Raw genomic sequence first — 22077 nt, forward strand, 5'->3', positions numbered from 1 at the left:
AGCCGCAATCAGCGGCAACATGAATCCCAAGATTTCCCCCTTGGAAACACCTTCTGGACCACAGCCTTCGCTGGGGTGACGATGAAAAATTGTTTGCCGCCGATCCACTGCAAAGATGTAAGTGCCCCCTACCCCGCCGCCTCGTCTCCGCGGGCGAGTGTCATTTCCGCGCGCTTGCGGGTGTCGTCGGTGAGCGAGGCCAGACCGTTCATGGTGGTGGCGATTTCCGCACTGGCCGCGGCGTTGGCCTGGGAAATGCGCGACAGCTCGCCCAGCGCCGCTTCCACGCGGGCGAAATCCTCCTGGCGGCGCTGCATCTCCGCCACGATGTCGCCGGCCAGACGGTCGGTGTCGCCGATGCCGTCCGACACCTCGCGCATCCGCCGTTCCACCTCGGCGGCCATGCGCAGGCCGTGGCCGATGTGGTCATCGGTGCGCCGCGCCAGATCGGCGATTTCCTTGGCCAGCGTCAGCGTCTGGTGCGCCAGCGATCCCACCGACACCGCCACCACCGAGAATCCCCGCCCGTGATCCCCCGCCCGCGACGCCTCGATGGACGCGTTCAGCGACAGGATGTTGGAATGGGCGGCCAGCTTGCCGATGGCCAGCGTCACGCGGTTGATTTCCTGGCTCATGCCGGCGATGGCGCGCACCGCCCCGGCCATGGCGTCGATGTCGGCCAGGCTTTCGGACAGCCGCTCGGCGGCCGTACGGGACCGTTCGCGCCCGTCGGCGGTCAGCGCCCCCACCTGCCCCATGGCCGCCTGCGTCTCGTGGAACGACTGGCGCAGCCGGGCCACGGATTCCGTTTCCGCCTGCACGCCGTCGGAAATGCGGCTGATGGTGGAGGCCGCCTGATCGGTGGCGACGGAAACCTGCAGCGTCGCCTCCACCACGCTTTGCGACAGGGCGCGCGATTCCTCCAGCGCCGTCTTGAACCGGCGCATGGCGTCGGCCAGTTCGGCGGTCTCGTCCTTGAAGCGGGCGGCGGGCACCTGGATGGTCATGTCGCCGTTGGCAAGCTGGCGCAGCGCCCCCGTCATCTGCCGCAACGGCACGATCACGCCGATGCGCACCAGGATCACCACCGCCAGGAACGCCACCAGCGACAGCGCCGCGCTGACCAGGATGAAGGAGGTGCGTTCCTGCTCCGCCGCCGCGATGCGCCGGGAAAGCAGCGCGGTGAACCGCGCCGACACCGCCTGGGAGAAACGGTCCGCCGCTTCCAGCGCCGGATCCATGGCGGCGGGGTCCGCCCCCTCGGTCTCCAGGGCGGCCTGAAACGTCTCCATGGCGTCGGCGAAGGGCTTGTAGATCTCCGCCAGCGGTTCCTTCAGCGCCGGGTCGCCCAGCGGCCCGCCCGCGGTCGCCACGTCGTCGGCGATGGAATTCAGCATGGCGCCGATGCGGCCGGCATAGACCGACACGTCCAAGGGCCGGGCCGAGGTGCCGGCGGAACGGGCCGGGCGCTGGCGCAGGTCGATGACCTGTTCGCGCAGGTCGGCAAGCTGGGACGCGAAGATGCTGCCCAGCGCCAGGGGTGCGATCTGCGGGTCCAGCAGGATGCCGCTGCGGGCGTGGACGTGGCGGGCGATCTGGCGCAGGGTGCGGCGGGTTTCCGCGCGCACCATGGTGCGTTCCTTGGAAATCAGCAGCGCCTCCAGCTCCTGGGCCAGCTCGGTGACGCCCATGGCGGCACCAAGACGCTGGCGCAGCGGCTCCAGCGTCTTGGCAAGCTCCACCCCGTCGATGGGGCGGTTGGTGACGATGCCGTGGCTGAGGGCGGCGTGGACGGAATCGATGGTCCGCAGATAGGCGGCCCCGTCCAATTCCACCCGCGACCGGGCGATGCGGTCGTTCAGCGATGCCACCCCCGTCCACACCCCGTACCCCACCGGCACCAGGAACAGCCCGGCGGCGCAGGCAAGCCGCGTTGCAATGCTTATCCGGCGAAACATGGCCGCTCCCCCTCTTCCCCGCCCAGCCGGTCCCCGGCCCCCCGCTCGACCACCCCCTGCTCCACCGCCAGGGCGATCAGCGCCTGGGTGTCGAGCGCGAACATGATCCCCCCGGTGCCGATCACCGCGGTGCCGGAAATCAGCGGGTTGCGTTCGATCAGCGGGTGCATCTGCTTGAAGAACACCTCGCGCCGCACCGGCTGGCTTTCGATGCGCAGGCCCAGTTCGGTTTCGCCGGTGTCCACCACCGCCACCAGAACCTTGCCCCCGTCCAGCGGCGCCGGTTCCCCCAGCCCCAGCAGCGCGGCGCAATCCACCACCGGCAGGAACCGCCCGCGCAGCGACAGCGCCATGCGCCGGCCCACCGGCTGCAGATGGCTGGCCGGCACCTCCACCACCTCGCGCACCACCCGTTCCTGCACCGCCACCGTCTGGCCGCGCAGCGTGATGGCGACCACCCGCTGCATGGCCGCCGACACCGGGAATTCGATCACCATGCGCGTGCCGGCACCGGGCCGGCTGGCGATGGTCAGATGGCCGCCCAGCTTCTTGATGGCGTTGACCACGATGTCCATGCCCACCCCGCGGCCCGAGGTGGCGGTCACCTCGTCGCGGGTGGAGAAGCCGGGCAGCAGGATCAGCCGCGTGGCCTCGTCCTCGCTCAGCCCGGCGGCTTCCGCGGCGGGGATCAACCCCTTGGCCACCGCCTTGTCCCGCACGCGGGCGGTGTCGATGCCGGCCCCGTCGTCCTCCACCTCGATCACCGCATGGCTGGTGCCCTGACGGGCGCGGATGCGGATGGTGCCTTCCCGCGGTTTGCCGGCGGCGGCGCGGCGGTCCGGGTGCTCGATGCCGTGGTCCACGCTGTTGCGCACGATGTGGGTCAAGGGATCGACCAGCATCTCGATCATCGCCTTGTCGATGCGCACATCCTCGCCGGCGGTGACCAGCGTCACCTCCTTGCCCACGGCCACGGCGGTGTCGCGGATCGGGCGCATCAGCCGGCTGAACAGCGTGCCGATGGGCACCACCCGCAGCGACAGCGCACCGTCGTAGAGCGAGCGCACCGTGCGGTCCAGCCGCCGCATGGTGTCCTGCACCATCCGCCCGGCGCCCTGCCGCCCGCCGCCCGGCCCCGCGGCCTTGCCATCCAGCAGCAGGCCCAGCGCCGTCAGCCCCAGCCGCAGTTCGCCGATCTGGTCCATGAAGGAATCGATGGCCACACTGGGCACCCGCACCACCGCGTCCGCAGCGCGCGGGGCCGTGCCCGCCGCCGGGGCGGACGGGGCGGCAGGCACGGGTTCCGCCGGCACGGGCGTGATGGGAACGGGCGCTATGGGAACGGACGGGACGGCAACCGGCGCCATGGCGGCGGAGGGCGCCGCCGCCCCGGCGGCGATGTCGGCCAGGGACGGCCCCGGTGCGTCATGCTCGGCCCCCTCCACCTGTTCCGGCCCCGCCGCCCCGCCCGGTCCGGCGGGACGCAGGGAGCGCAGGCAGCGGCGGTCCGGGTCGGCCCCGGCCAGATGACGGGCCAGGGACAGGGCGGTTTCCCCCGCATCCAGCACAACCAGATACTCGAACAGCCCGGCGCCGAGATCCAGGCGCGAGCGGTTGTGGAGGGCCGTACGGGCGAACACGGTTTCCGTCACCATGTCCACCGCGTGGGTGTCGCGTTCCAGATCCAGCAGGATCAACACCACGCCCTGTCCGGCGGCGATGACGGACCCCAGCCGCTCCAGCACGTCCGGCGGCCAGGGGCGGGCCATGTCCGTGAGGGTCAGCGGCAGCGCCCCGCCACCGGCCACCCCGATGCCGGCCCCGGCAAAGCACTGGTCGCGCAGCGCCGTGATCTCGTCGAACGGCATGTCCATGCCCGACGTAAGCGCAATGCCGATCAGGGCGAAGATGTCCGCCACCTCGTCCACCGGCCCGGCATCCTCGCCCAGCAGGCGGCGGGCGGCCACGAACTCGGCCAGTTCGGCGGCGGTGTCCAGTTCCATCCCCGCCAGCAGGCGGGCGGCGTGCAGCCACCCCGCCGGGTCGCCGGGCCGCGATTTCAAGGTGCCGGCGTGCTCCAGCAGCAACTCGGCAAAGGGGAACTCCAGCGCCGCCGTCAGCGCGAACACCCCCAGCGCCCCGCCGCTTCCCATCTCCGCCCCGCGCAGGCGGGTGATCAGGTCCAGCCAGCGCCAGCGGGGATCGCCGTCCCCCGCCGCCAGCCGGCGGGCCGCCACCACCACCCCGTCAAGCCCAGCCTGGGCCGCCGCATCCTCCAGCACCGCGGCGGCGTCGGTAACGTCGCCGTCGATGACGCCGATCAGCCCCAGCACCGCATCCTGAATCGCCAGCACCTCCTCGGCGCCGATGTCCAGCACCGACACGGCGGATGCGGGAGCCGGCGGCTCCACCGCCGGGGGCGGAGCCGGGGGCGGCAGGGGGGATGTTCCGGGGGGAACAGCCGGCGTTACGGACGGAACGTCCGCCGCCGGATCGGCCAGATGCGCCTTCAACCGGCGGACCACCGCCTCGTTCACCGGCTGGTCCTGGCGGGTGGCCATGGCGGTGTCCTGCAGCCGCCGCATCTCGTCCACCGCCTCCAGCAGCGCGCTGACCAGATCGGGCGTCAGGGTGCGGCGGCCGGCGCGCACCAGATGCAGCACGTCCTCCGCCGCGTGGGCCACGGTTTCGATGCAGCGCAGGGCCAGCGCCGCCGACCCGCCCTTGACCGAGTGGAAGGCGCGGAACAGCTCATCCACCCGCCCGGTGTCCACCGGGGAGGCCGCGAGGATGGTTTCCACCGCGGTCAGGTATTCGTCCAGTTCGACGGCGAACAGGGCCCAGAACTCGTCGAAGGGATCGTCCAGCCCCTGGTCTCCCCCCTCATGGCCCGTGGCGGTGAATCCGTTCATGGCAGCCCGCCTCCCCCGCCTTTGCCGGCCATGGCGGCCAGACGCTGGCCAAGGGCGGCGGCGCCGTGCACCTCCGACGCCAGCCCGGCGTCGATCACCGCCCGCGGCATGCCCCAGATGACCGCCGCCGCCGGATCCTGCGCCAGAACCGGGCAGCCGCGCTGGGCCAGCGCCCGCGCCCCTTCGCAGCCGTCGTTGCCCATGCCGGTCAGCACCACCCCCACCGGGCGGCGGGCGTTCAGCGCGGCGGAGCGGAACAGGATGTCGGCGTTCGGGCGATAGACCGCACCGCCGCCGTCCACCACCTTCACCGCCAGAACGCCGGGGCGCCGCCGCACCACCTCCGCGTTGTGGCCGCCGGGCAGGACATAGACGGTGCCGGCGGCCAGTTCGGCGCCGTCCGCCGCCTCCACCACCGGCACCTTCAGCAGGTCGGCCAGGGTGTCGGCCAGGCTGCGGCTGAACATGGGCGGGATGTGCTGGGCCACCACCACCGGCGCCCGGTACGGCACCATGGGGGCCAGCAGGTCGGGCAGGGTCTGCGGCCCGCCGGTGGACGCCGCCACCACCACGATGTCGGGCGGCCCGCCGTCGATGACCCGGGGGCGCGGCGGCGGGGCCACGGGCGCGGGCGGGGCCGGAGCCTTCACCGGAACCGGGGCCAAAGGCGGCACCGGCATGGGGGCCGACAGCTTGGGCGCCGGGCGCGGCACGGCGGCAGGGGACCGGGCCGCCACCGGAACCGCCGGCGGAGCCGGTGCCGGCGCCACCGCGGGCACCGGCGGCAGGGCGCTGCGCCCGGTGATGGTGGCCGCCGCCGCCAGCTTGGCCCGCAGCAGGTCGCCCACCTGGGCCAGATCCACCTGGAAATGCTCCGACGCCTTGGGCACGAAATCCATGGCCCCGGCCCGCAGCGCCGCCAGCGTCATCGCCGCCCCCTGGGTGGTGAAGGCGCTGACCATGATGAAGGCCGGCAGCGCACCGGGGCTGGGCCGGATCTCCCGCAGCACCTCGATGCCGTTCATCCGCGGCATGTCGATGTCCAGCGTCACGATATCGGGCGACAGGCGGCGGACGGTCTCCACCGCAGCCACGCCGTCGCCCGCCTCCCCCACCACCAGGAAACCGGGGGTGTTGCCGACGATGTGGCGCAGGGACGCCCGCATGAAGGCGGAATCATCGACGATCAGAACACGCAGCGGATCGGGCGATCCGGCCAGGGGCAGGCCGCTGCGGGGGGGCGTGCTCATGGAACCTCCGCGCCGATCAGGTCACGCAGCAGCGCCGGGCCGGTGACCAGCGCGATCGCCTGATCCTCCATCCGCCCCACCCCCTCGACGCCGGGGGCGGGAAACCAGCCGGGATCGGCCTCGTCCCGCCGCAGGGGCAGGGGCCGCTCGATGGTGTCCACCCGCAGCGCCAGCGGCCCCAGGGGAGAGTTCAGCACCACGAAATGCCATTGCCCGCCGTCGGCGGGCGGGGTGGCCAGATCCACCACCGGCACGATGGCCCCGCTCATTTCCACCGCGTGGCGCAGCGGCGCCGTACCGCCGGGGATGCGCACCATGGTCTGACGGTACAGGATGCGCCGCACGTCGCGGTACGACGACGCATAGGGCCGCCCGCCGATGGTGTAGACCAGAGACAGCGGCGAACCGTCCCGCACCGCCGCCGGAGCCGCCGGTCCGGTGGCCCCGGCTCCGGCGGCGGTTGCCGGCGCGGTGGCGGCCATGGCGGTGGGCACGTCATCCAACCCGTCCGCCGCCAGCAGGAACGCCCGCCCTTCCGGCTCCAGCGCGGCGGCGGCGCGGCACAGCCGGCCCGGCGGCACCCATGGGGCGGGGGAAACGCTGGCGGGGCGGCGGAACCCCAGGATGGTGTCGGCCAGAACCCCCGCCACACGGCCCAGCCCGCCCCCCAGGCCGCTGCCCCCGTCCTGGCGCTGGATCAGCAGCACGTCGCCGTCGCCGCGCGGCGCGTGGTCGAAGATGGCCGCCGGATCGACCACCGGCACGAACACCCCGCCGTGCAGAAGCACCCCCGCCACCAGCGGCGGCGCCCCCAGCGGATCGGTCAGCGCCGGAGCCTCCACGATTTCCCGCAGATCGGCGGCAGGGCAGCAGAACAACAGCCCGTTGCGCTCGAACGCCAGCACCGACCCGGAGAAATCCGGGCCGCCGACGGTGGCCGGGCCAAGGGCGGCACCGGACGGGACAAGGGATGAGCCGGCGGTCATGGCCCCTCCCCCGCCGCCGGGGCGCCGCGCAGCAGGTCTTCCAGGCTGGGGCCGCCGTCATCCCCGCCCCCGGGCGCTGGGGCGCCGTCATCCTCCCCATAGATTTCATCGCCCACGGTCAGGCCGCTGTCCAGATCGTCGGGCAGCGGCGGGGACAGCACCGCGCACATGGCGGTCAGGATCGCCTGCCCGCGGGTGCGGACCAGATCGGGGCTGATGGCGCCCGACGGTTTGGCGACCACCGCGTCGGCCCCGGCCATCAGAACCGCCCGCCGTTCCGCCGACCCCAGTTCCGCCGCCGACGACACCACGATGACCGCCGCCCGCGACACCGCACGGATGGCCGGCAGCGCCGCCAGCCCGCCCAGCACCGGCATTTCCAGATCCAGCAGGCAGACGTCGGGCTGCAGCGCGCGGGCCTGATCGATGGCCTGCCGCCCGTCGGCGGCGGTGCCGGCCACGCGAAAGCCCCCGTCCTCCCCCACCAGCCGCGTCAGCAGCGCCCGCATCATGGACGAGTCGTCCACGATCAGCACCCCCGGCAGCACCCCCGGCAGCGGGGGCGCGTGTGCGCCGGGATCATTGGTGGACGGGCCGTCGCCGGATGGGCGGTCAGTCATGGGAGCGCCCGTCAGACAGCGGCGCCGGCAACGGCATCGAACGCCGGGGCATGGCCGCTGTCGGCCCCGTTCTTGCCGAGCCGTACGGCCTCCGCCTCCCGCCGGGTGGTGTCGGCCAGCCGGGTCACTTCGACCATGGTCACGGCGATCTCCTCGCTGGCCGCGGCGTTGGCGTTGGAGATCTCGATCAGCCGCTGCAGGCTCTGTTCGATCTGGCGCAGCACCCCGCCCTGCTCCTCCATGGACCGGGCGATGTCTTCGGACAGGCTGTCGGTTTCGGTGATGGCGCTGCTCACCCGCTGCATCACCGCACCGACGTCGGTCGCGATGGTGACGCCGTTCTGGATACGCTCGCCGCTGTCGGCGGCCAGCAGGGCGATTTCCTGGGCCAGATCGGCGGTCTGCTGGGCCAGATTGCCCACCTCCTCCGCCACCACCGAGAAACCGCGGCCATGCTCGCCGGCCCGCGCCGCCTCGATGGCGGCGTTCAGGGACAGGATGTTGGAGCGGGTGGCCAGTTCGCCGATGCTCTGGGTGATGCTGTTGATGCGGGCGGCGGTGACGGCGATTTCCTGCACCGCGGCGGTCATCGCCTCGATCTGGCCGAGACCGGTGGCCAGCCGGGTCGCCGCCTCGCGCGAGCGGTCCTTGGCCGACAGGCTGACCGATGCGATGGTGCCGATGATGGACGAGGTGCGGGTGACGCTGGACGAGATGGTTTCCACCGACTGCACCTGACGCTGCGACCCGCCCGACACCTGTTCGGCCGCCGCCGCCGCCTGCCCCGTGGCGGCGGCCACCTGTTCGGCGGCGGCCACGGCACGGCGGGACAGCGCGTCGGCGTTGCGCAGCGTGGTCTTCAGCAATTCGCAGACCTGCGCCACCTGCCCGATCTCGTCCGACCGGCGCGCCCCCTCCACCGGGTGGTTCAGGTCACCGGCCAGGAGCGCCTTGGCCGTGGCGATCAGCCGGCCCAGCGGGCGCACCACGCTGGCGCGCAGATAGGCGAAGGCCAGCACGAACACCAGCGCCAGCGACCCCGCCACCGCCGCCGTCACCTGCACCGCCGCGGCGCGGGCGTTGTCGAAGGCGGCCCGGCCCCGCTGCTGCCCGCGGGCCATGGCCTCGTCGATGCGGGACGCCAGCAGGCCGTCGAACTCCTCGACCGCCGCGGCGACGGTGCGCCCGCTTTCGCGCACGCTGTCGTTGAGCGTGCCGTCGGGCTGCTCCAGCCGGGCGGCGACCAGAGCCTCCAGCCGGCGGGTCATGCGGTCGAACGCCTGGCGCAGCACCTTGTAATCGTCGCCGGCATCGCGGGCCAGCCGTTCGGATTCGGCGAGCTGGTCCAGGAAGACCCCGGTCTTTTCGCGCAGCCGGACCAGGGTCTGGCGGGCGCGGAAACCGCTGGATTCGATCAGCGCCTCGGCGGCCAGCCGGCCCACGGCGTTGGCGGTGACGCGCGAGCGCGTCATCCAGACGAGCGCCACCGAATCGCCGTTGATGACGGTGCTCAGTTCCGCCTCCGCCGTGTCCTGGATGCCGTTCATGCGGGTCAGGCCGACGGCCAGGGCCGCGGCCAGAACGGCCAGGATCACGAAAACCTTGCCGATGATGGGCACGGAACCGAACACGTTCATCCGGCGATCCTTCAGGTGAGTTTGCCGATGGCCGCCTCGACGCGGACCTTGAGATCGCGGACCGCGACGGGTTTGCGCAGGAACAGCCGGACCCCGGCGGCAATCGCCGTCTTGACCGAGCTTTCCTCGGCGTTTCCGGTGACCATGATGATGGGAAGCTTGGCGGTTTTGGGGTTCTTGCGCAATGCCTTGAACAGGGTCAGCCCGTCGGTGCCGGGCATGTTCCAGTCCAGCGTGACGAGATCATAGTCGGTGGACAGGATGAGATCCGCCGCGGCGACCGCCGAGGTGGCCACATCGACCTTGCGGATGCCGAGCTGGGCAAAGGCATAGCGGTGGATCTTCAGCATACTGTCCTGATCGTCCACACACAGAACGCGCACCTGATCGGCCTTGGGCATCGCATCATTCCTTGCGTTCGTTCCGGCCACAGCCCCGCCCCTGGATGCCGCCGCCACCCCTGCCACGGGTTGAGGACAGTCCGCGACAAATAGCATATTTCGGAAAAAAATCGATCAAATCGTTCGCATATCCCTTTTCGGGACGTGGACTTTTGCCTCACGGTCGATTTTATGGTGTGTTATCTCATTTACTGACAACCTATGATCATATCTACACTCGTATCAATGACTAATAATCGCGCTTTAGGAGCGTCAAAACAGCCGTTTCGAACAAAATGCATCAACCGTCATTTTTTCCTTCCCAAGCCAGAACGGCAGTGCTAAAAGGCGCCCACACCACGGAGCACGGCGCTTCAGCCACTCCGGTGACGGTCTGGGGGATCGTCTAGCGGTAGGACAGCGGACTCTGACTCCGCCAGCCTAGGTTCGAATCCTAGTCCCCCAACCAACCTTTTGAAATCAAAGACAGTTTCGCTGGTGACCTGAGTAGCGTGGAGCAAATGCTCCATAGGCTGCTCCACACTCGTTTGGAGTGCGTGGCCATGCAGCATGTGTGTCGGCGGGCTGGTACCTTCCATTTTCGGCGCCGCGTCCCTGGGCGCCTGCAACATCGGCTCGGCGGCTTGGCCGAGGTCTACCGGTCGCTCGAGACCTCCAGCCCGCGGGTCGCGGCCTTTCGGTCCCGTCTCCTCTATCTCGAAAGCGAACGCCTCTTCGCTGCCCTGGATGGGGATCCGGCGCTCTCGGTTGAGGATGCGCGCCGCCTGATGCGGGACATCATCGGCCCCGCAGCCTGGGTGCAGTCCGACCTGATCATCCGCCGCCCGGTCGGCGCGGGCGTCTCTCCACTGCTGTCGGTGACACCGGCACCCTGCCCTGCCCTCTGCCAAGCACAGGCGACAGCAGCGTCAGCGGTTCCCACCATCGCGTCACCGACCGTGGCTGCGCCAGTTCCGGCACCGGTGTCAGGTGCCCCTTTGTTCAGCACGCTCACAGAGGCGCACATCTCGAACATGCTCGAGACGGGCGCCTGGGGCTCGCAGCAGACCGCACTCCAGGCCCGAGGCACCTTCCGCCTCTGGATCGAGTACCACGGGGACCAGCAGGCAGACCGCTACACACGCCGCCATGCCTCGGAATTCATGAAGGCGCTGGGCAAGCTCCCTCAGTTGCACGGACGCTCGCCGCACCTGAAGGGGACGATGTGCGAGAACATCGAAGTCGCTGCCCAGCTATCCCCCCGCAGCATCAAGCGGCCGAAGCTGCTGTCGATGAAAACGATTAAGCGCCACATGAGCGCGCTGCACGGCTACTGGGACTGGCTGCGTCAGCACGGGCACTACGAGTTCGACACCAACCCCTTCTCCGGCTTCGATTACCCGATTGCGAATGGGAAGCCAGCATCCGAGCAACGCGCGATGTGGTCCGACCGCGATCTGAAGCGCCTGTTCACTTCCAGGCTCTGGGTCGGCCCCGACGCCGACCGGCGTAGTGCTAACTTCTGGCTGCCGATCATCGGCTTGCTGACCGGTATGCGGCTCGAGGAGATCGCCCAGCTGCACACCGCCGACATCAAGAAGCGGGATGGCATTGACTTCTTCCTGGTCCACGCCGACGGAGATCTGCGTGTAAAAAACGCCAACTCCGTACGGGAGGTGCCCGTCTCTGGGATGCTGGTGGCGCTCGGCTTCCTGGACCTCGTCGAGGAACGCCGTCGGGCGCACTGCAAGCGGCTGTGGCCGGACCTGCGGCCGAAGGGCCAGGACAGACGCCTGGGGGCCTACTACTCGGAGCGCTTCACCGTGTACCGGCGGGAGATCGGCGTCTACCGGCCCGGCGTCGATTTTCACAGCTTCCGTGGGACCTTCGAGACGCTGATCCTGAACGCCGGTGCGAACCCGGTGTTCGTCAAATCCATCATGGGCCACAGCACCTCCGACCTCATCGGTGAAGGCAGCCGGTACCTAAAAAACGTCACCCTGAAAAACAAGCTGGAGGCAATGAATATGCTGAAGCTCGGGGTCGACTTGGGGCATCTTATGCCCAACGTCTGAAAAACCGGTATCCATCTACTTTCTGTTGCGCAGGACCTAGATGAGAAAGGTTGCGGCGGGAGTCCGCCGGAGAGCGTGCACTCGGCCGAGGATGCTGGCCGCCACACCGGTAGCTTCGTCCTGACGCATCACGATCTCCAAGAATTGCGCGATGCCATCAAGGAGGCCTCGGAGAACGGCTGAGCCTCGAAGCAGCACTGGCCACCGGAGAGCTCGCCCACAGCGACTGGCTCCCTCGGACGAAGCGCGGCATTCCAAGATCCATCCTTACTCACACCGATGCACCGGCGCCTTGCCCACAGGCTGCGCAAAGGAGGCGCGTTGAGCGTCAGGTAGCGCATGGCAACGGCCAATTAGCTGTTGCACGGCAGAGCAGCGCAACCATATTGGGTGGCCACATCCGGCTTCGTCACACCATATGTTGAAAATAATCGCATTTGAGCTAAATTCTTTGGCGGGCTGGAGCCTGCGCTTGCGCGGCGGTGTGCCCAGCAACCGGGAAGGCGCCGCGCGATGCCCACTCTGAAGCCGCTGTTCGACTTTGTCCTTGATGTCCTCCGGATCTGGAAGGGCGACGCGCGCGCCAAGGCGGCACTGCTCTGCATCACGGGCGGCATCGGCATGCTGTCGCAGAGCATCTGGATGCCGGTGATCCAGGTCGTTGCCGTCCGGGTCACCGGACGGACCGACATCGTCACCGACATGCCCTTGTGGCTGTCCGTTCCGCTCGGCGGCGGGCTCATCGCGACTGGCCTGTGGCTGCTGTCGCGCGTGTATGGAAACCAAGCGGCGAAGCCCGCGTCCACGCTGATCGCCATCCGGCACCAGTCCCAGGAGGCGCTGGGTTCCCAGCTGACGGCGGGCGACCTTCCCGCCAGCCTGGGGAACGCCGCCATCCTGCCGCTCGACGTCGACCAGTCCTCCTTCTACCTGGATGGCCGGGTGCATGACGTCGCCGGTGCCGTCCGGGTGCAGGAACGGCTGCGGTCCAAGGTCGAAGGCATGGTTGTCGCCCACCCTGGGGCCGAGGTGGCCTACTACGGCATCGCGCACATCCCCTTCGCGTTCCTGGCGGGCGCAGAGCTGTCAACCAAGCCGCGCATCCAGCTGTTCGAGCTGGACCGGGGCTCGGGCCGCTGGCGCTGGGTCGATGCGGTGGCCCCGGGCGATGACCTCGGCGTCACCACGGCCGCCCAGGACAGTGGCGAGGGCACCCGCGACGTCGCGATCCGCATCGCCGTGAGCTTCCCCGTGCCCGAGGCGGACGTCGCCGAAGCGCTCGGCCGTCCCTTCCACGACCGGCTCATCACGGTTGCCGCGCCCGCGCGGGACATCATCCATACCACCGCCCAGATCGAGGCGGTCTGCAAGGCCTTCGACCGCGTGCTCGACGAGCTGCACAACAACCTCCCCAAGGACGTCCGGGTGCACGTCTTCTACGCCGGGCCGGTCAGCCTCGCCTTCAGCCTGGGGCGGCGCGTCACCCGCACCATCCACCACCGGATCCGGGTGCATAACTTCGAGGGCCGTTCGACGCCGAAGTACGCCTGGTCCCTCGACGTCAGCGGCGGCCTGCTGCCGCAGGCCATGGTCGAGCGCCCAGTGGTGGGCAGTGGCGCGGCCACGGCAGCGGCGGAGTGAGCAGCATGTACGACCTGTCGAAGGAGCTGGGGCGCTTCTACTGGGGCGAGGTGATTCTGGGGAAGGACGAGCGGGCGAAGCTCGCCGGGTATCGCGACACCAACCTCGAGCGGCTGTGCGGCGGGCTGAAGGACCTGGGCGCGGAGCAGGGCGTCACGTACGCCGGACCGGTCGAGGTGCTGAACCAAGGCAGCTACGCGATGCACACCCTGAACCGGCACAAGGACAACGATTACGACATCGACGTCGCGCTGATCTTCGAGAAGGACGCCCTCCCGGCAGACGCGAAGGCAGCCCGCGAGCGCGTGCGCGATGCCTTCCTGAAGCGGTCGCAGGGCTTCATCAAGGACCCAGAGGCGCGCAAGAACGCGGTGACCGTCTGGTACGCCGAGGGCTACCACATCGACTTCGCTGTGTACCGCCGGTCAACCGACTGGTTCGGTATCACCCACTACGAGCACGCCGGGGCCGAGGGCTGGGTCGAGCGCGCCCCGGACAAGGTGACGTCCTGGTTCAAGGAGCAGGTGACCAACATGAGCCCGTCGGGCTTCCTAGTCACCGTCAAGGACCAGCAGCTGCGGCGGATCGTGCGCCACATGAAATGGTTCGCGAAGTCGCGCTCCTCCTGGAGCCTGCCGGGCGGCATGATCATGAGCGCCTTGGTCGCCGAGACCTACAGGGCGAACTGGTTCCGGGACGACGAGGCGCTGTACGACACCATCGTGGCGCTGCGCGAGCGGCTGGCGCGCAGCACGACGGTGATGAACCCGATCTACCCGGACCGCGAGCTCACCGCCAAGGACGAGTGCCGCCTCCAGGTCGAGAACCTGCTGGAGAAGCTCGGAACGGCGGTCGAGAAGCTGGCGGTGCTCCAGCGGGCGGACTGCACCGCCGCCCAGGCCCGTTCGGCGTGGCGTTGGTTTTTCAACCACGACTTCTGGGCCGCCGGTCAGGAGCAGGCGGCCGCCAAGGCCGATGCCAGCCGGGCGGTGGCGCGGCCGTTCACGGTGGACATCACCTGCGGGCTGGCCAAGCGGGAGGGCGCTCCGGTGTACGGCACGCACCGCAGCGGCGTCGGCGTGCTGCCCAAGGGTGTCGCCCTGCGGTTCACCGTGGCCAACACCAACGTGCCGCCGCCGTACAGCATCCGCTGGATCGTCCAGAACGAGGGCGACGAGGCGCGGGCAGCCGGTCAGATGGACTGGCAGCAGGACAACGGCGGTGTCGAGCGCTGGACCAACACGGCGTACCGCGGCGACCACAGCATGGTGTGCCAGATCCACCGGGGCGGCGTCGTTCTGGCCGAGACGATGCACCGGGTCCGGATCCGCGACGAAGCCCGGCGCGGTTTCTTCCGGCGCCGGTGACCGTAGCCCGTGCTGGCCTGCGCCAGCCCGCGGCCTGGGAATGATCGCATCCGATCAGGATGCGGGTGCAGGCGACTCAAGATGGTCGACGAAAGGAATGTCGATCCTATTCAAAGGCTTAGCCGCCGGAATCCGGGAGAATCATTGACTCTAAAGAGAACGCCCGCGGACATGGCCACCGTCAGCCGCGCCAACCTCGAACTCCCCGCGGCGTCAGGGACCTTCGTAGTAGCCGATCAATGGTGGGTTCTCCGGGTCACCCCGGCGCATCATCCTGTCCAGCGATGGCGCGACATCGGCTGGCGGTGGCGCGAAGGTCTGGTCCACGATGATGACCTGCCAGTCGGCCAGCACGCTGCCGAGCAGGGCGTACAGGTGCGCGTAAAAATTCCTGAAGATGTCCGGATTCACGTCCGGAGTGATGTTTTTCATCGGAGAGTCGATGATGAGCACCCGTGGAACCGGCAGACGCTGCTCCGCGGCCGTCTTGTGGAGCGCCAGCGCGAAGGCAATCTTCATCAGGATCTTCTTGCCGCCGCTGCCTACGGTGAAGAAGGAGAAGGCCCGGCTTTCGTCGCCCTTTGGCCATACCACGGGGATCAGGTTGCGGCGTCCGAGCACAACCTGGTCGTTGGCCGAGAACGCCGGGAACTTGATCGCGCCGAGCACGGCTGCGTAGTTCTCCTCCAGCTTCGTCAGGTTCTGTTCGGCGCCGACGAGCTTGGCTTCCTCCTCCTCGAGCTTGCGCTGCACCGCCTCAATATCGGCCGACAGAAGGTCGGCCTGGACAAAGAGCCGGGCGATCTCGGCGGGCAGCGCCCGAATGCGCTCCAGGAATGAGGAGCGCTCCCGGATGACGGCAAGTCGCTGCTCGCCAACACGGCTTCGTGCCAGGAAGTCCGATTCATACCCTTGAAGCGACTCCGCCACGCGACCGTCCACCTCGCGCCGGGCTTGCCGTACCTCCGCGAGTTTGGCTTGCAGCGGGCCGCGTGAATTGCGGTGCCGCGACACCGAGTCCTGAAGGTCGGCGATGCGCGCATCCAGGTCCTGGCGCACGACATCCGCGGTGAGCGCCTGCCCGCGCGGCTGCTGGCTGGACGGTGTGTGGCACAGGTAGCAGGCGTCGTCCGTGTGTTCGGCTTTTACCGGGAGCCCGGACCCGCAGCGCGGGCAGCACTCGAACTCCACGCCGTCGAGGACGCGGTGGGAAATGTCCACCCGCGCCGCTTTCATCTTGAGCTGCATGAGCTCGGCCGCCAACGCCTCCTGTTCGCCGATGCGGGCGTTGACCTCGTCGATCGCGTCCTCAAGGGTCGCCACCTGGGCGGCCAGCTCCTTCAGCTTCCTGCGGTTCTCATCGGAGATCCGCGTTTCCGGCCGATACCCCGCGCGCAGCGCGGCAAGCTCCTCTTCGATCCGCCTTGCTTCGGCGTTCAGCTCCTCCAGCTCCGCGGCAATGCGCTCCTCAGAGTCGAACCCGAAGGGGGCCAGGAACGCGCGAACCTTCGTGATGGAGTCGCGTTGGGCGCGCTGCTCCTGCTTCAGGCGCTGAAGCTCGATCTGGAGTTCGTTCAGCCGCTCGCTCAGGTGGCCGACGAAGAACCGGAGGGTATCTTGGCTCTTCTCCTTCCGGATCGGCACGTCGAGCAGGAAGAAGTCCGAGTCGAGGTTGTCTTGGTCGAGATAGACGAACTTGAAGATGTCGCGGATGCTGAGGCGCACTAGCAGGGCGCGGAAAAACGGACCGATGCGGTGGCATTGTCTCCGCTGAAGCTTGGAAATGGTGTTTTCGGGGCCTGTTTTGGTCTGGATGGCGCCTTTTTCCGCGCCCTCAGGCTCCTGGAGCCGCCATTCAGGCGGACTCCGGGATGATTATGCCGTTGTCAGCAGCTTGGGCAGACGGATCAGGTTATAGGCGGCGGCAGTCAGCGTGAACATCCAACCGACGCGGGCGGTGCCGCGGTGACGGGTCTTGCGCAGCCCCGCCCCCTTGATCCAGCCGAAGACCTCCTCGATCCGCTTGCGGATGCGCAAGGACACGGCATAGCCGGGGTGACGGGTGGTCCGGCCATCAATGGCTGAGCGGCGGTTGCTGGTGTTCTGGGCAACGTGCGGGGTGGCGCCCAGGCGGCGCATGTTCGCCACGAAATCCTTGGTGTCGTAAGCCTTGTCGGCGCCCAGCGTGATGCGGTGGCAGCCGGAGATGGCCTCGACCATCGACACCGCCGCCTCGCGTTCGGCCAAGCCCGTAGCCGCCGTCAGCCGGACATCCACCACCAGAGCATGGCGGTTCTCCATCAGCGCGTGGCCCATGAAGGCCAGCTTCGCCGGCTGCCCGTTGCCCTTGCGGTAGAGACGCGCCTCGGGATCGGTTGTGGAGGCATGCGTTTCGTTGGACCGTTTCTCACCGTGAAAGTCGCGCTCGCCGTTGCGGCCCGGCCCCGGCGGCTCACCGCTGCCATCTTTGGGCCGGAAGCTCTTCACGCTGGCCCACGCCTCGATCAGCGTGCCGTCCACCGAGAAGTGCTCGTCCGACAGCAGCGCCTTGACCCGCGGCTGATCCAGCACGGTGGCCAGGAACGTGGCCGCCACATCCCCCGCCAGCAAACGCTCACGGTTCTTGGTGAAGACCGTCACGTCCCACACCGGGGCGTCCATCGACAGCCCGACGAACCAGCGGAACAGCAGGTTGTAATCAAGCTGCTCCATCAACTGGCGTTCCGAGCGCACCGAGTAGAAGGCCTGGAGCAGCAGCGCCCGCAGCAGCTTCTCCGGTGCGATCGACGGCCGCCCGATCTTCGAGTACAGACCCTCGAAGGCTGGCGACATCACCTCCAGCGCTTCATCCACGATGGCCCGGATCGCCCGCAACGGGTGGTTGGCCGGAACCCGAGCCTCACAGCTCACGTAGCTGAACAGACCCTCGCTGCGTTCGTCCGAACCCCGCATCGCCCCCTCGCCGGCCTCATTCTCTACGAAATGAGAGAATCACGACCGGCCAGCCGGGCATAGCCTTTTTCCGCGCCCTGCTAGCGGCGAGTCGCTGTCGTAGGTGCGCCGCCGGACTTTCACGACCGGGATCCCCAGGAGCCGGAGGATCAGGTCGCTGAAACTGAAGACGTCCTCACCGAAGATCGGCTCTGCCCGCGGCCTCATGGGCGCCGACACCATGTAGGTCTCGCCCGCGGCGGTCTGCCAGGTGACCTGCGCCGAACCGGCGTCCTGGGCGACCCGCTCGATGACCACCGTGTTCGTGCCCATCCGCGCCTGCAACGCGACGGAGACGAGCTCCTGCTTGAGCGCCGGGGTGGCTGGGAACCGGCCGCCGAGGCAGAAGTCGATGAGGGCCGGGATGCTGGACTTACCGGCCGACATTTCGCCATGGAAGAACGAGACCCGTTCGGCGAAGCGCACCGTCTCGACGCTCGCACGGCAACGCAGCTGGAGGTACTCAAAGCGCAGCTTCATGGCGTAATGGCCTCTTCGTAGGCGAGCGTCGCGATCTCGGGGAAGGTGGCGTAGATGAACTTCATGATGTCCGTCGCCCCGATATCGATCCTCTGGCGGAGCATGCGGGCACGGGCCGCCAACGGCTTGGTGGCGTCTTCTTCCGCCAACGCGGCCGCAACCTCCATCCCGCGCGCCGTCAAGGACAGCCGGACGGTACGGCCGTCGGTGTCGACCCGTGCCAAGCCCTTGGCGGACAGGATGTTGATGAAGCGCCGGTAGCGATGGTCCCACGGCCCAAAGCGGTACCGGACCATCGTCGCTTCGACAGTGCGGCGTTCGTAGGCCTCCACCGGCACGCGCTCGGGCGTAACCCCGCGGGCGACCATCGCGCGCTCGAAGTACGACGGGTACCTGAGCAGGAAATCCAATTTGGCGAGTTTGGTGATGCCGTGGATCGCCGCGTCATCCGGCCTGCTGAACGCCAGCAGGAGGACGAGCATGCGGGCCAGGTGAACCGGCTCGTCGCGGTCGAGGCTGGTCACGATGTCGGCAAGCGTGAGCCTCATCGAACAGCCTTCAGATCGAACCGGTCACTCCACCAGACCGTACACTCCTCGGTCAGAATCCCGGCCGTACCAAGCAGGTGCTCCCGTGCGCAATCGAACATCGGCAAGGTACTCGTACGCAGCCGATCTTCCAGCATCTGTCGAAGGGCTGTGTACATCGCGCTCGCATACTTCTGGCCCGGCTGCTCAACGGACAGCTGAGCCTCTACGCAATCGTCCCTGACCAAGGTTTTCAGATGCTGCAAACGCCGGTTGGCCTCGTCGAGGCCGTAGCGGTAAACCCATTTGACATACAGTGTCTCCATGGACTTCTTGAAGTCCTTCAACGAGTCGACACGCGCCATCTGGAGGCCACCGTGCTCGAGCTTCTCGACCATGACGTCGAACCCTGGCGGAAGTGCGTCTGCCGAGACGCCTCCTGACGAGACCAGAAGGTTGTCCGCCCCTTCGACCAGGGACTGCCGGATGACCTCTTCCACCCGGTCCGCGGTGATCGTCTTGCCCGCCAGCAGCAGGGCGTCCCGCTGGGCTTCGAAATCCATCACCAAGCTGTACAGGTCCGCGACGCTGCCGCCGAGAACGCAGCTGGAGGCCTGTTGGCAAAGGTAGATGAGGTTGTCGGCAACCCTGGTGAGGGTGTGGAACGTCTGCGTTCGCCGGTAGTCCCGGACGTCGCCGACGTTCTCGCGCAGATCCTTGTACGGTCGCTCCAGGTCCGTTTGCTGACCGAGAAGAAGCAGCTTGAGCACGACGGCAACGACGTGTGCCTCGTCACAGCCATGCTCACCGCACAGGCCGGACACAAACTTCTTGAGCAGGTGCGCCTTGGTCAAGCCATCGAGGTTGCCACGCTCACAGATTTGGGCGCGAATGTAGGCAAGGTTATTTCCGTTCTCCTTCTCACCCCAAAACCCGTGGTTGGTGATGAAATGGAAGTTATCAAACCGAGCCGGATAGTCTTTTTCAAGTTTGGCAAACCGGCCTATGCTGTTCTTGACAGCATCATCATTGGCCTTGAAGGGTTCCAAGTCGAAGCGGCGTGTCTTGACCTGGAGAGCATCATAGGTCCCCCCCGGCTTCCTGAGCAGGATGTCTTCGTGATTCTCGCAATAGACGGCTTCCAGCTGGCCGGACAGCAGCCGCAGACACTGAAGAGCTGCGAAACAATGCTGGTACGAGAACCGCGCTTGGGTGTCAGCGCCGGGATCCGTCTTGTCGAGCACCGCGCCTGGGTCCGGCGACGCCGTCGTCACGCACAACTCCTCACCATTGCGCTCGATGGTTTGTTCAGCCTTTAAGGCTCAGTCTCGACCAATAGGTATGCAGCAGGAAATCTGAGTTCACAAGAACTTCTTTTTCAGGTGGTAGGTGGTGACGCCGATGTGACCGGCTTCTCGAATCCGCTGCGCCAGTTCTGCATTTTTCGCACGGACTTGCAGAGACGCGAACGGCAGCGACTTCTCGCTGCCAACTCGGAAGAACACCCCCTCCTGAACCAAGCCGAGGGGCAAGGCCTGCACCGGTAACGGAAGCTCTCCGACCTCGTGGAGGAAGAGCGCGCCGTCAGCCGCACGCCCGGCGTAGCTGCGGCGCAGCGCGTTGGCCCCAATGAATGCCCCCCTTCGCGTGCACGAACACCTCGCTGCCGATCAGGTTTGCCGGGGTGGCGGCACAGTTCACCGCCATGAAGGGTGCCTCGACGCGCTGCGAAATCCGTTGGAGGAAGCTGGTCACCACCTCCTTACCTCATGGTGGGAGGATAGCTAACCGCCGGATCCTGCGCTCCACCATCAGCCAGTCATGCAAAACGCCCCGGCATAGCCATGTAAATTATTCCGGAGGAACTATGGAGTTTTCCACCCCGAAATCACGCATTGCATAGCGACAGTCCACGCTTCAGATGGCAGGTTTGTGCTGCCTGACGAAAGCATGGAGGCGGCGAATGGGGGTGATGACGACCAAGCACTCCGAGAAGCGGGTGCGCCAACGCGGGGTAACGGACGACGTCCTCGATACCCTCGTTGGCTGGGCGGACATCGCCGTCCCGGTAGGCGGGGGTGACACCAGTCTTTGGCTGAGCCGGGAAGGAGCCGAGGAGCTTGCCGCCGAGGGGATCTCACGGCACCACCTCGACCGCTTGAAGGGCTTGGCCGCGGTGGTCACCGGGGACGGCGTGGTCAAGACGGTGCTGGTGGTGCGCAAGTCGGGCCGGGGGAAGCGGCGCTACCGCCGCGGGGCCAAATGAGGAAGGCGTGATGAGCGACAAGCAGAAGCAAACCGTCAGCGAACTAGGCTCTGTGGACAAAGGGGCTTCCCAACGGAGGGAGAATCTGATTCAAGACTTCATTTGGATGGGAGGTCTTGATGGAGCGCGGGGAGATATCGGATGGCGAATGGGCGGTGATTGGCCCGCTTTTGCCTTCGGAGCGCGGGCGAGGCTGCCGGCCAGCCCATGACAATCGCCGTTTTTTCAACGGGATAAACTATGTTTTGCGTACTGGTATTCCCTGGCGGGACTTGCCGGAGCGCTATGGAAACTGGAATTCGATCTTTCGACGGTTCCGGCGCTGGTGTGTCCAAGGGGTCTTCGACGAGATCCTCGAAACGCTGGTCGAGTTGGGCATTACCGACGACTGGAAGGATCAGATGGTCGATAGCACGACGGTTCGGGGTCACAGCCAAGCCGCGGGCGCAAAAGGGGGACCTGCGCGGCGGGATTTGGTCGTTCGCGCGGCGGCTTTACGAGCAAGATCCACGCACGGTGCGATCGGACCGGGCGGCCCCTGGCCTTCATCGTGACCGGGGGCGAGGCATCCGACAGCAAGCAATTGATCCCTTTGATGGAAATCCCGCTGGAGATCCCCTCTCCCAAGGCCCTGCTCGCCGATGCCGGTTATGATAGCGATGCCAACCGTGAGCATTTGCTGATCCGGGCTATCCGTCCGATCATCAAGCCGAACCCAACCCGCAAGACAATGCCCGCTTTTGACAAGGAGGCCTACAAGGCTCGCAACAAAATCGAAAGAATGTTCAACAAACTCAAACAGATGAGGCGGGTCGCAACCCGTTATGACAAGACCCGCTCTTCCTTCATCGCCTTCGTCAAGCTCGCCGCTATTCGTATTTGGATACCAACCTTTGTCCACAGAGCCTAGGGCGTGGAACGGCTTCAGGGTCAAAGACGGTGGAACCTGTCGCGGGCCAACAGTCAGCGTACCGTCCTCGAGGAGTT

At 67.6% G+C, this 22077-nt stretch carries 19 protein-coding genes, 1 tRNA gene and 1 pseudogene; 7 read left to right on the top strand and 14 right to left on the bottom strand.

Annotated elements, in window-relative coordinates; translation table 11 throughout:
* Window positions 1-128: 128 nt before the first annotated feature.
* The 7 genes from M2352_RS24390 to M2352_RS24420 are packed head-to-tail and all read right to left on the bottom strand — an operon-like array spanning window position 129 to window position 9764.
* Window positions 129-1958: a methyl-accepting chemotaxis protein gene (locus M2352_RS24390; RefSeq protein WP_264667124.1), complete on the bottom strand. Its 1830-nt coding sequence runs from the start codon at window positions 1956-1958 to the stop codon at window positions 129-131.
* Entirely contained in the window at window positions 1943-4870 is a 2928-nt protein-coding gene (locus M2352_RS24395) for a chemotaxis protein CheA (protein ID WP_264667125.1), read from the bottom strand. The genes M2352_RS24390 and M2352_RS24395 overlap by 16 nt, the downstream gene beginning before the upstream one ends.
* Window positions 4867-6120, bottom strand: coding sequence for a chemotaxis-specific protein-glutamate methyltransferase CheB (cheB, locus tag M2352_RS24400; RefSeq protein ID WP_264667126.1), 1254 nt, complete (start codon window positions 6118-6120; stop codon window positions 4867-4869). The genes M2352_RS24395 and cheB overlap by 4 nt, the downstream gene beginning before the upstream one ends.
* The gene (locus M2352_RS24405; RefSeq protein ID WP_264667127.1) at window positions 6117-7106 is read right to left on the bottom strand and encodes a chemotaxis protein CheW; all 990 of its coding nucleotides are present in this window, start codon (window positions 7104-7106) and stop codon (window positions 6117-6119) included. The genes cheB and M2352_RS24405 overlap by 4 nt, the downstream gene beginning before the upstream one ends.
* Window positions 7103-7726, bottom strand: a complete 624-nt coding sequence (locus M2352_RS24410; RefSeq protein ID WP_264667128.1) for a response regulator — start codon at window positions 7724-7726, stop codon at window positions 7103-7105. Before M2352_RS24410 ends, M2352_RS24405 begins: the two co-directional genes overlap by 4 nt.
* Before the next feature lie 11 nt (window positions 7727-7737).
* Window positions 7738-9363 carry a methyl-accepting chemotaxis protein gene (locus tag M2352_RS24415; protein ID WP_264667129.1) on the bottom strand — a complete coding sequence of 542 codons (1626 nt, stop codon included), beginning with the start codon at window positions 9361-9363 and terminating at the stop codon, window positions 7738-7740.
* A gap of 11 nt (window positions 9364-9374) precedes the next feature.
* Window positions 9375-9764: a response regulator gene (locus M2352_RS24420; protein WP_264667130.1), complete on the bottom strand. Its 390-nt coding sequence runs from the start codon at window positions 9762-9764 to the stop codon at window positions 9375-9377.
* A 374-nt stretch (window positions 9765-10138) separates the two neighbouring features.
* Between M2352_RS24420 and M2352_RS24425 the strand changes: the two genes are divergently transcribed.
* From M2352_RS24425 to M2352_RS24440, 4 genes are all read left to right on the top strand, one after another.
* A tRNA-Gln gene (locus M2352_RS24425) sits at window positions 10139-10212 on the top strand.
* A gap of 94 nt (window positions 10213-10306) precedes the next feature.
* Window positions 10307-11818, top strand: a complete 1512-nt coding sequence (locus M2352_RS24430; protein ID WP_319802069.1) for a site-specific integrase — start codon at window positions 10307-10309, stop codon at window positions 11816-11818.
* A gap of 513 nt (window positions 11819-12331) precedes the next feature.
* Window positions 12332-13459, top strand: coding sequence for an SAVED domain-containing protein (locus tag M2352_RS24435; protein ID WP_264667132.1), 1128 nt, complete (start codon window positions 12332-12334; stop codon window positions 13457-13459).
* Between the two features lie 5 nt (window positions 13460-13464).
* Window positions 13465-14826, top strand: coding sequence for a nucleotide-binding domain-containing protein (locus tag M2352_RS24440; protein ID WP_264667133.1), 1362 nt, complete (start codon window positions 13465-13467; stop codon window positions 14824-14826).
* Window positions 14827-15039: 213 nt separating this feature from the next.
* Here the strand turns inward: M2352_RS24440 and M2352_RS24445 are convergent, their stop codons facing one another.
* The 7 genes from M2352_RS24445 to M2352_RS24475 form a co-directional block, all read right to left on the bottom strand.
* Window positions 15040-16551, bottom strand: a complete 1512-nt coding sequence (locus tag M2352_RS24445; protein WP_264667134.1) for a DUF3732 domain-containing protein — start codon at window positions 16549-16551, stop codon at window positions 15040-15042.
* A 150-nt stretch (window positions 16552-16701) separates the two neighbouring features.
* A complete protein-coding gene (locus tag M2352_RS24450; RefSeq protein WP_264662801.1) occupies window positions 16702-17778 on the bottom strand; it encodes an IS5 family transposase in 1077 nt (358 codons plus the stop codon).
* 39 nt (window positions 17779-17817) lie between these two features.
* Window positions 17818-18297, bottom strand: a complete 480-nt coding sequence (locus M2352_RS24455; protein WP_264667135.1) for a hypothetical protein — start codon at window positions 18295-18297, stop codon at window positions 17818-17820.
* Window positions 18294-18845 carry a hypothetical protein gene (locus M2352_RS24460; RefSeq protein WP_264667136.1) on the bottom strand — a complete coding sequence of 184 codons (552 nt, stop codon included), beginning with the start codon at window positions 18843-18845 and terminating at the stop codon, window positions 18294-18296. Before M2352_RS24460 ends, M2352_RS24455 begins: the two co-directional genes overlap by 4 nt.
* Window positions 18842-20098, bottom strand: a complete 1257-nt coding sequence (locus tag M2352_RS24465; protein ID WP_264667137.1) for a DUF4297 domain-containing protein — start codon at window positions 20096-20098, stop codon at window positions 18842-18844. The genes M2352_RS24460 and M2352_RS24465 overlap by 4 nt, the downstream gene beginning before the upstream one ends.
* A gap of 87 nt (window positions 20099-20185) precedes the next feature.
* Window positions 20186-20455: a sigma 54-interacting transcriptional regulator gene (locus M2352_RS24470; RefSeq protein WP_319802072.1), complete on the bottom strand. Its 270-nt coding sequence runs from the start codon at window positions 20453-20455 to the stop codon at window positions 20186-20188.
* Window positions 20409-20579 carry a sigma 54-interacting transcriptional regulator gene (locus M2352_RS24475; protein WP_264667138.1) on the bottom strand — a complete coding sequence of 57 codons (171 nt, stop codon included), beginning with the start codon at window positions 20577-20579 and terminating at the stop codon, window positions 20409-20411. Before M2352_RS24475 ends, M2352_RS24470 begins: the two co-directional genes overlap by 47 nt.
* A 217-nt stretch (window positions 20580-20796) precedes the next feature.
* Here M2352_RS24475 and M2352_RS24480 point away from each other — a divergent pair, with 217 nt between their 5' ends.
* From M2352_RS24480 to M2352_RS24490, 3 genes and pseudogenes are all read left to right on the top strand, one after another.
* Window positions 20797-21090, top strand: coding sequence for a hypothetical protein (locus M2352_RS24480; protein ID WP_264667139.1), 294 nt, complete (start codon window positions 20797-20799; stop codon window positions 21088-21090).
* 119 nt (window positions 21091-21209) lie between these two features.
* Window positions 21210-21644, top strand: a complete 435-nt coding sequence (locus M2352_RS24485; RefSeq protein ID WP_264663615.1) for an IS5 family transposase — start codon at window positions 21210-21212, stop codon at window positions 21642-21644.
* A pseudogene (locus M2352_RS24490) lies at window positions 21584-22000 on the top strand (IS5 family transposase); the annotation flags it as partial. The gene M2352_RS24485 and the pseudogene M2352_RS24490, both read left to right, overlap by 61 nt.
* Between the last annotated feature and the right edge of the window lie 77 nt (window positions 22001-22077).

The sequence above is a fragment of the Azospirillum fermentarium genome (genome assembly GCF_025961205.1).
Taxonomy (GTDB): domain Bacteria; phylum Pseudomonadota; class Alphaproteobacteria; order Azospirillales; family Azospirillaceae; genus Azospirillum; species Azospirillum fermentarium.

Bases quoted from the DNA above. Each gene is read 5' to 3' on its own strand.
- M2352_RS24390 (WP_264667124.1), bottom strand. From the start codon at position 1,958: ATGTTTCGCCGGATAAGCATTGCAACGCGGCTTGCCTGCGCCGCCGGG.
- M2352_RS24395 (WP_264667125.1), bottom strand. From the start codon at position 4,870: ATGAACGGATTCACCGCCACGGGCCATGAGGGGGGAGACCAGGGGCTG.
- cheB (WP_264667126.1), bottom strand. From the start codon at position 6,120: ATGAGCACGCCCCCCCGCAGCGGCCTGCCCCTGGCCGGATCGCCCGAT.
- M2352_RS24405 (WP_264667127.1), bottom strand. From the start codon at position 7,106: ATGACCGCCGGCTCATCCCTTGTCCCGTCCGGTGCCGCCCTTGGCCCG.
- M2352_RS24410 (WP_264667128.1), bottom strand. From the start codon at position 7,726: ATGACTGACCGCCCATCCGGCGACGGCCCGTCCACCAATGATCCCGGC.
- M2352_RS24415 (WP_264667129.1), bottom strand. From the start codon at position 9,363: ATGAACGTGTTCGGTTCCGTGCCCATCATCGGCAAGGTTTTCGTGATC.
- M2352_RS24420 (WP_264667130.1), bottom strand. From the start codon at position 9,764: ATGCCCAAGGCCGATCAGGTGCGCGTTCTGTGTGTGGACGATCAGGAC.
- M2352_RS24430 (WP_319802069.1), top strand. From the start codon at position 10,307: ATGCAGCATGTGTGTCGGCGGGCTGGTACCTTCCATTTTCGGCGCCGC.
- M2352_RS24435 (WP_264667132.1), top strand. From the start codon at position 12,332: ATGCCCACTCTGAAGCCGCTGTTCGACTTTGTCCTTGATGTCCTCCGG.
- M2352_RS24440 (WP_264667133.1), top strand. From the start codon at position 13,465: ATGTACGACCTGTCGAAGGAGCTGGGGCGCTTCTACTGGGGCGAGGTG.
- M2352_RS24450 (WP_264662801.1), bottom strand. From the start codon at position 17,778: ATGCGGGGTTCGGACGAACGCAGCGAGGGTCTGTTCAGCTACGTGAGC.
- M2352_RS24455 (WP_264667135.1), bottom strand. From the start codon at position 18,297: ATGAAGCTGCGCTTTGAGTACCTCCAGCTGCGTTGCCGTGCGAGCGTC.
- M2352_RS24460 (WP_264667136.1), bottom strand. From the start codon at position 18,845: ATGAGGCTCACGCTTGCCGACATCGTGACCAGCCTCGACCGCGACGAG.
- M2352_RS24480 (WP_264667139.1), top strand. From the start codon at position 20,797: ATGACGACCAAGCACTCCGAGAAGCGGGTGCGCCAACGCGGGGTAACG.
- M2352_RS24485 (WP_264663615.1), top strand. From the start codon at position 21,210: ATGGAGCGCGGGGAGATATCGGATGGCGAATGGGCGGTGATTGGCCCG.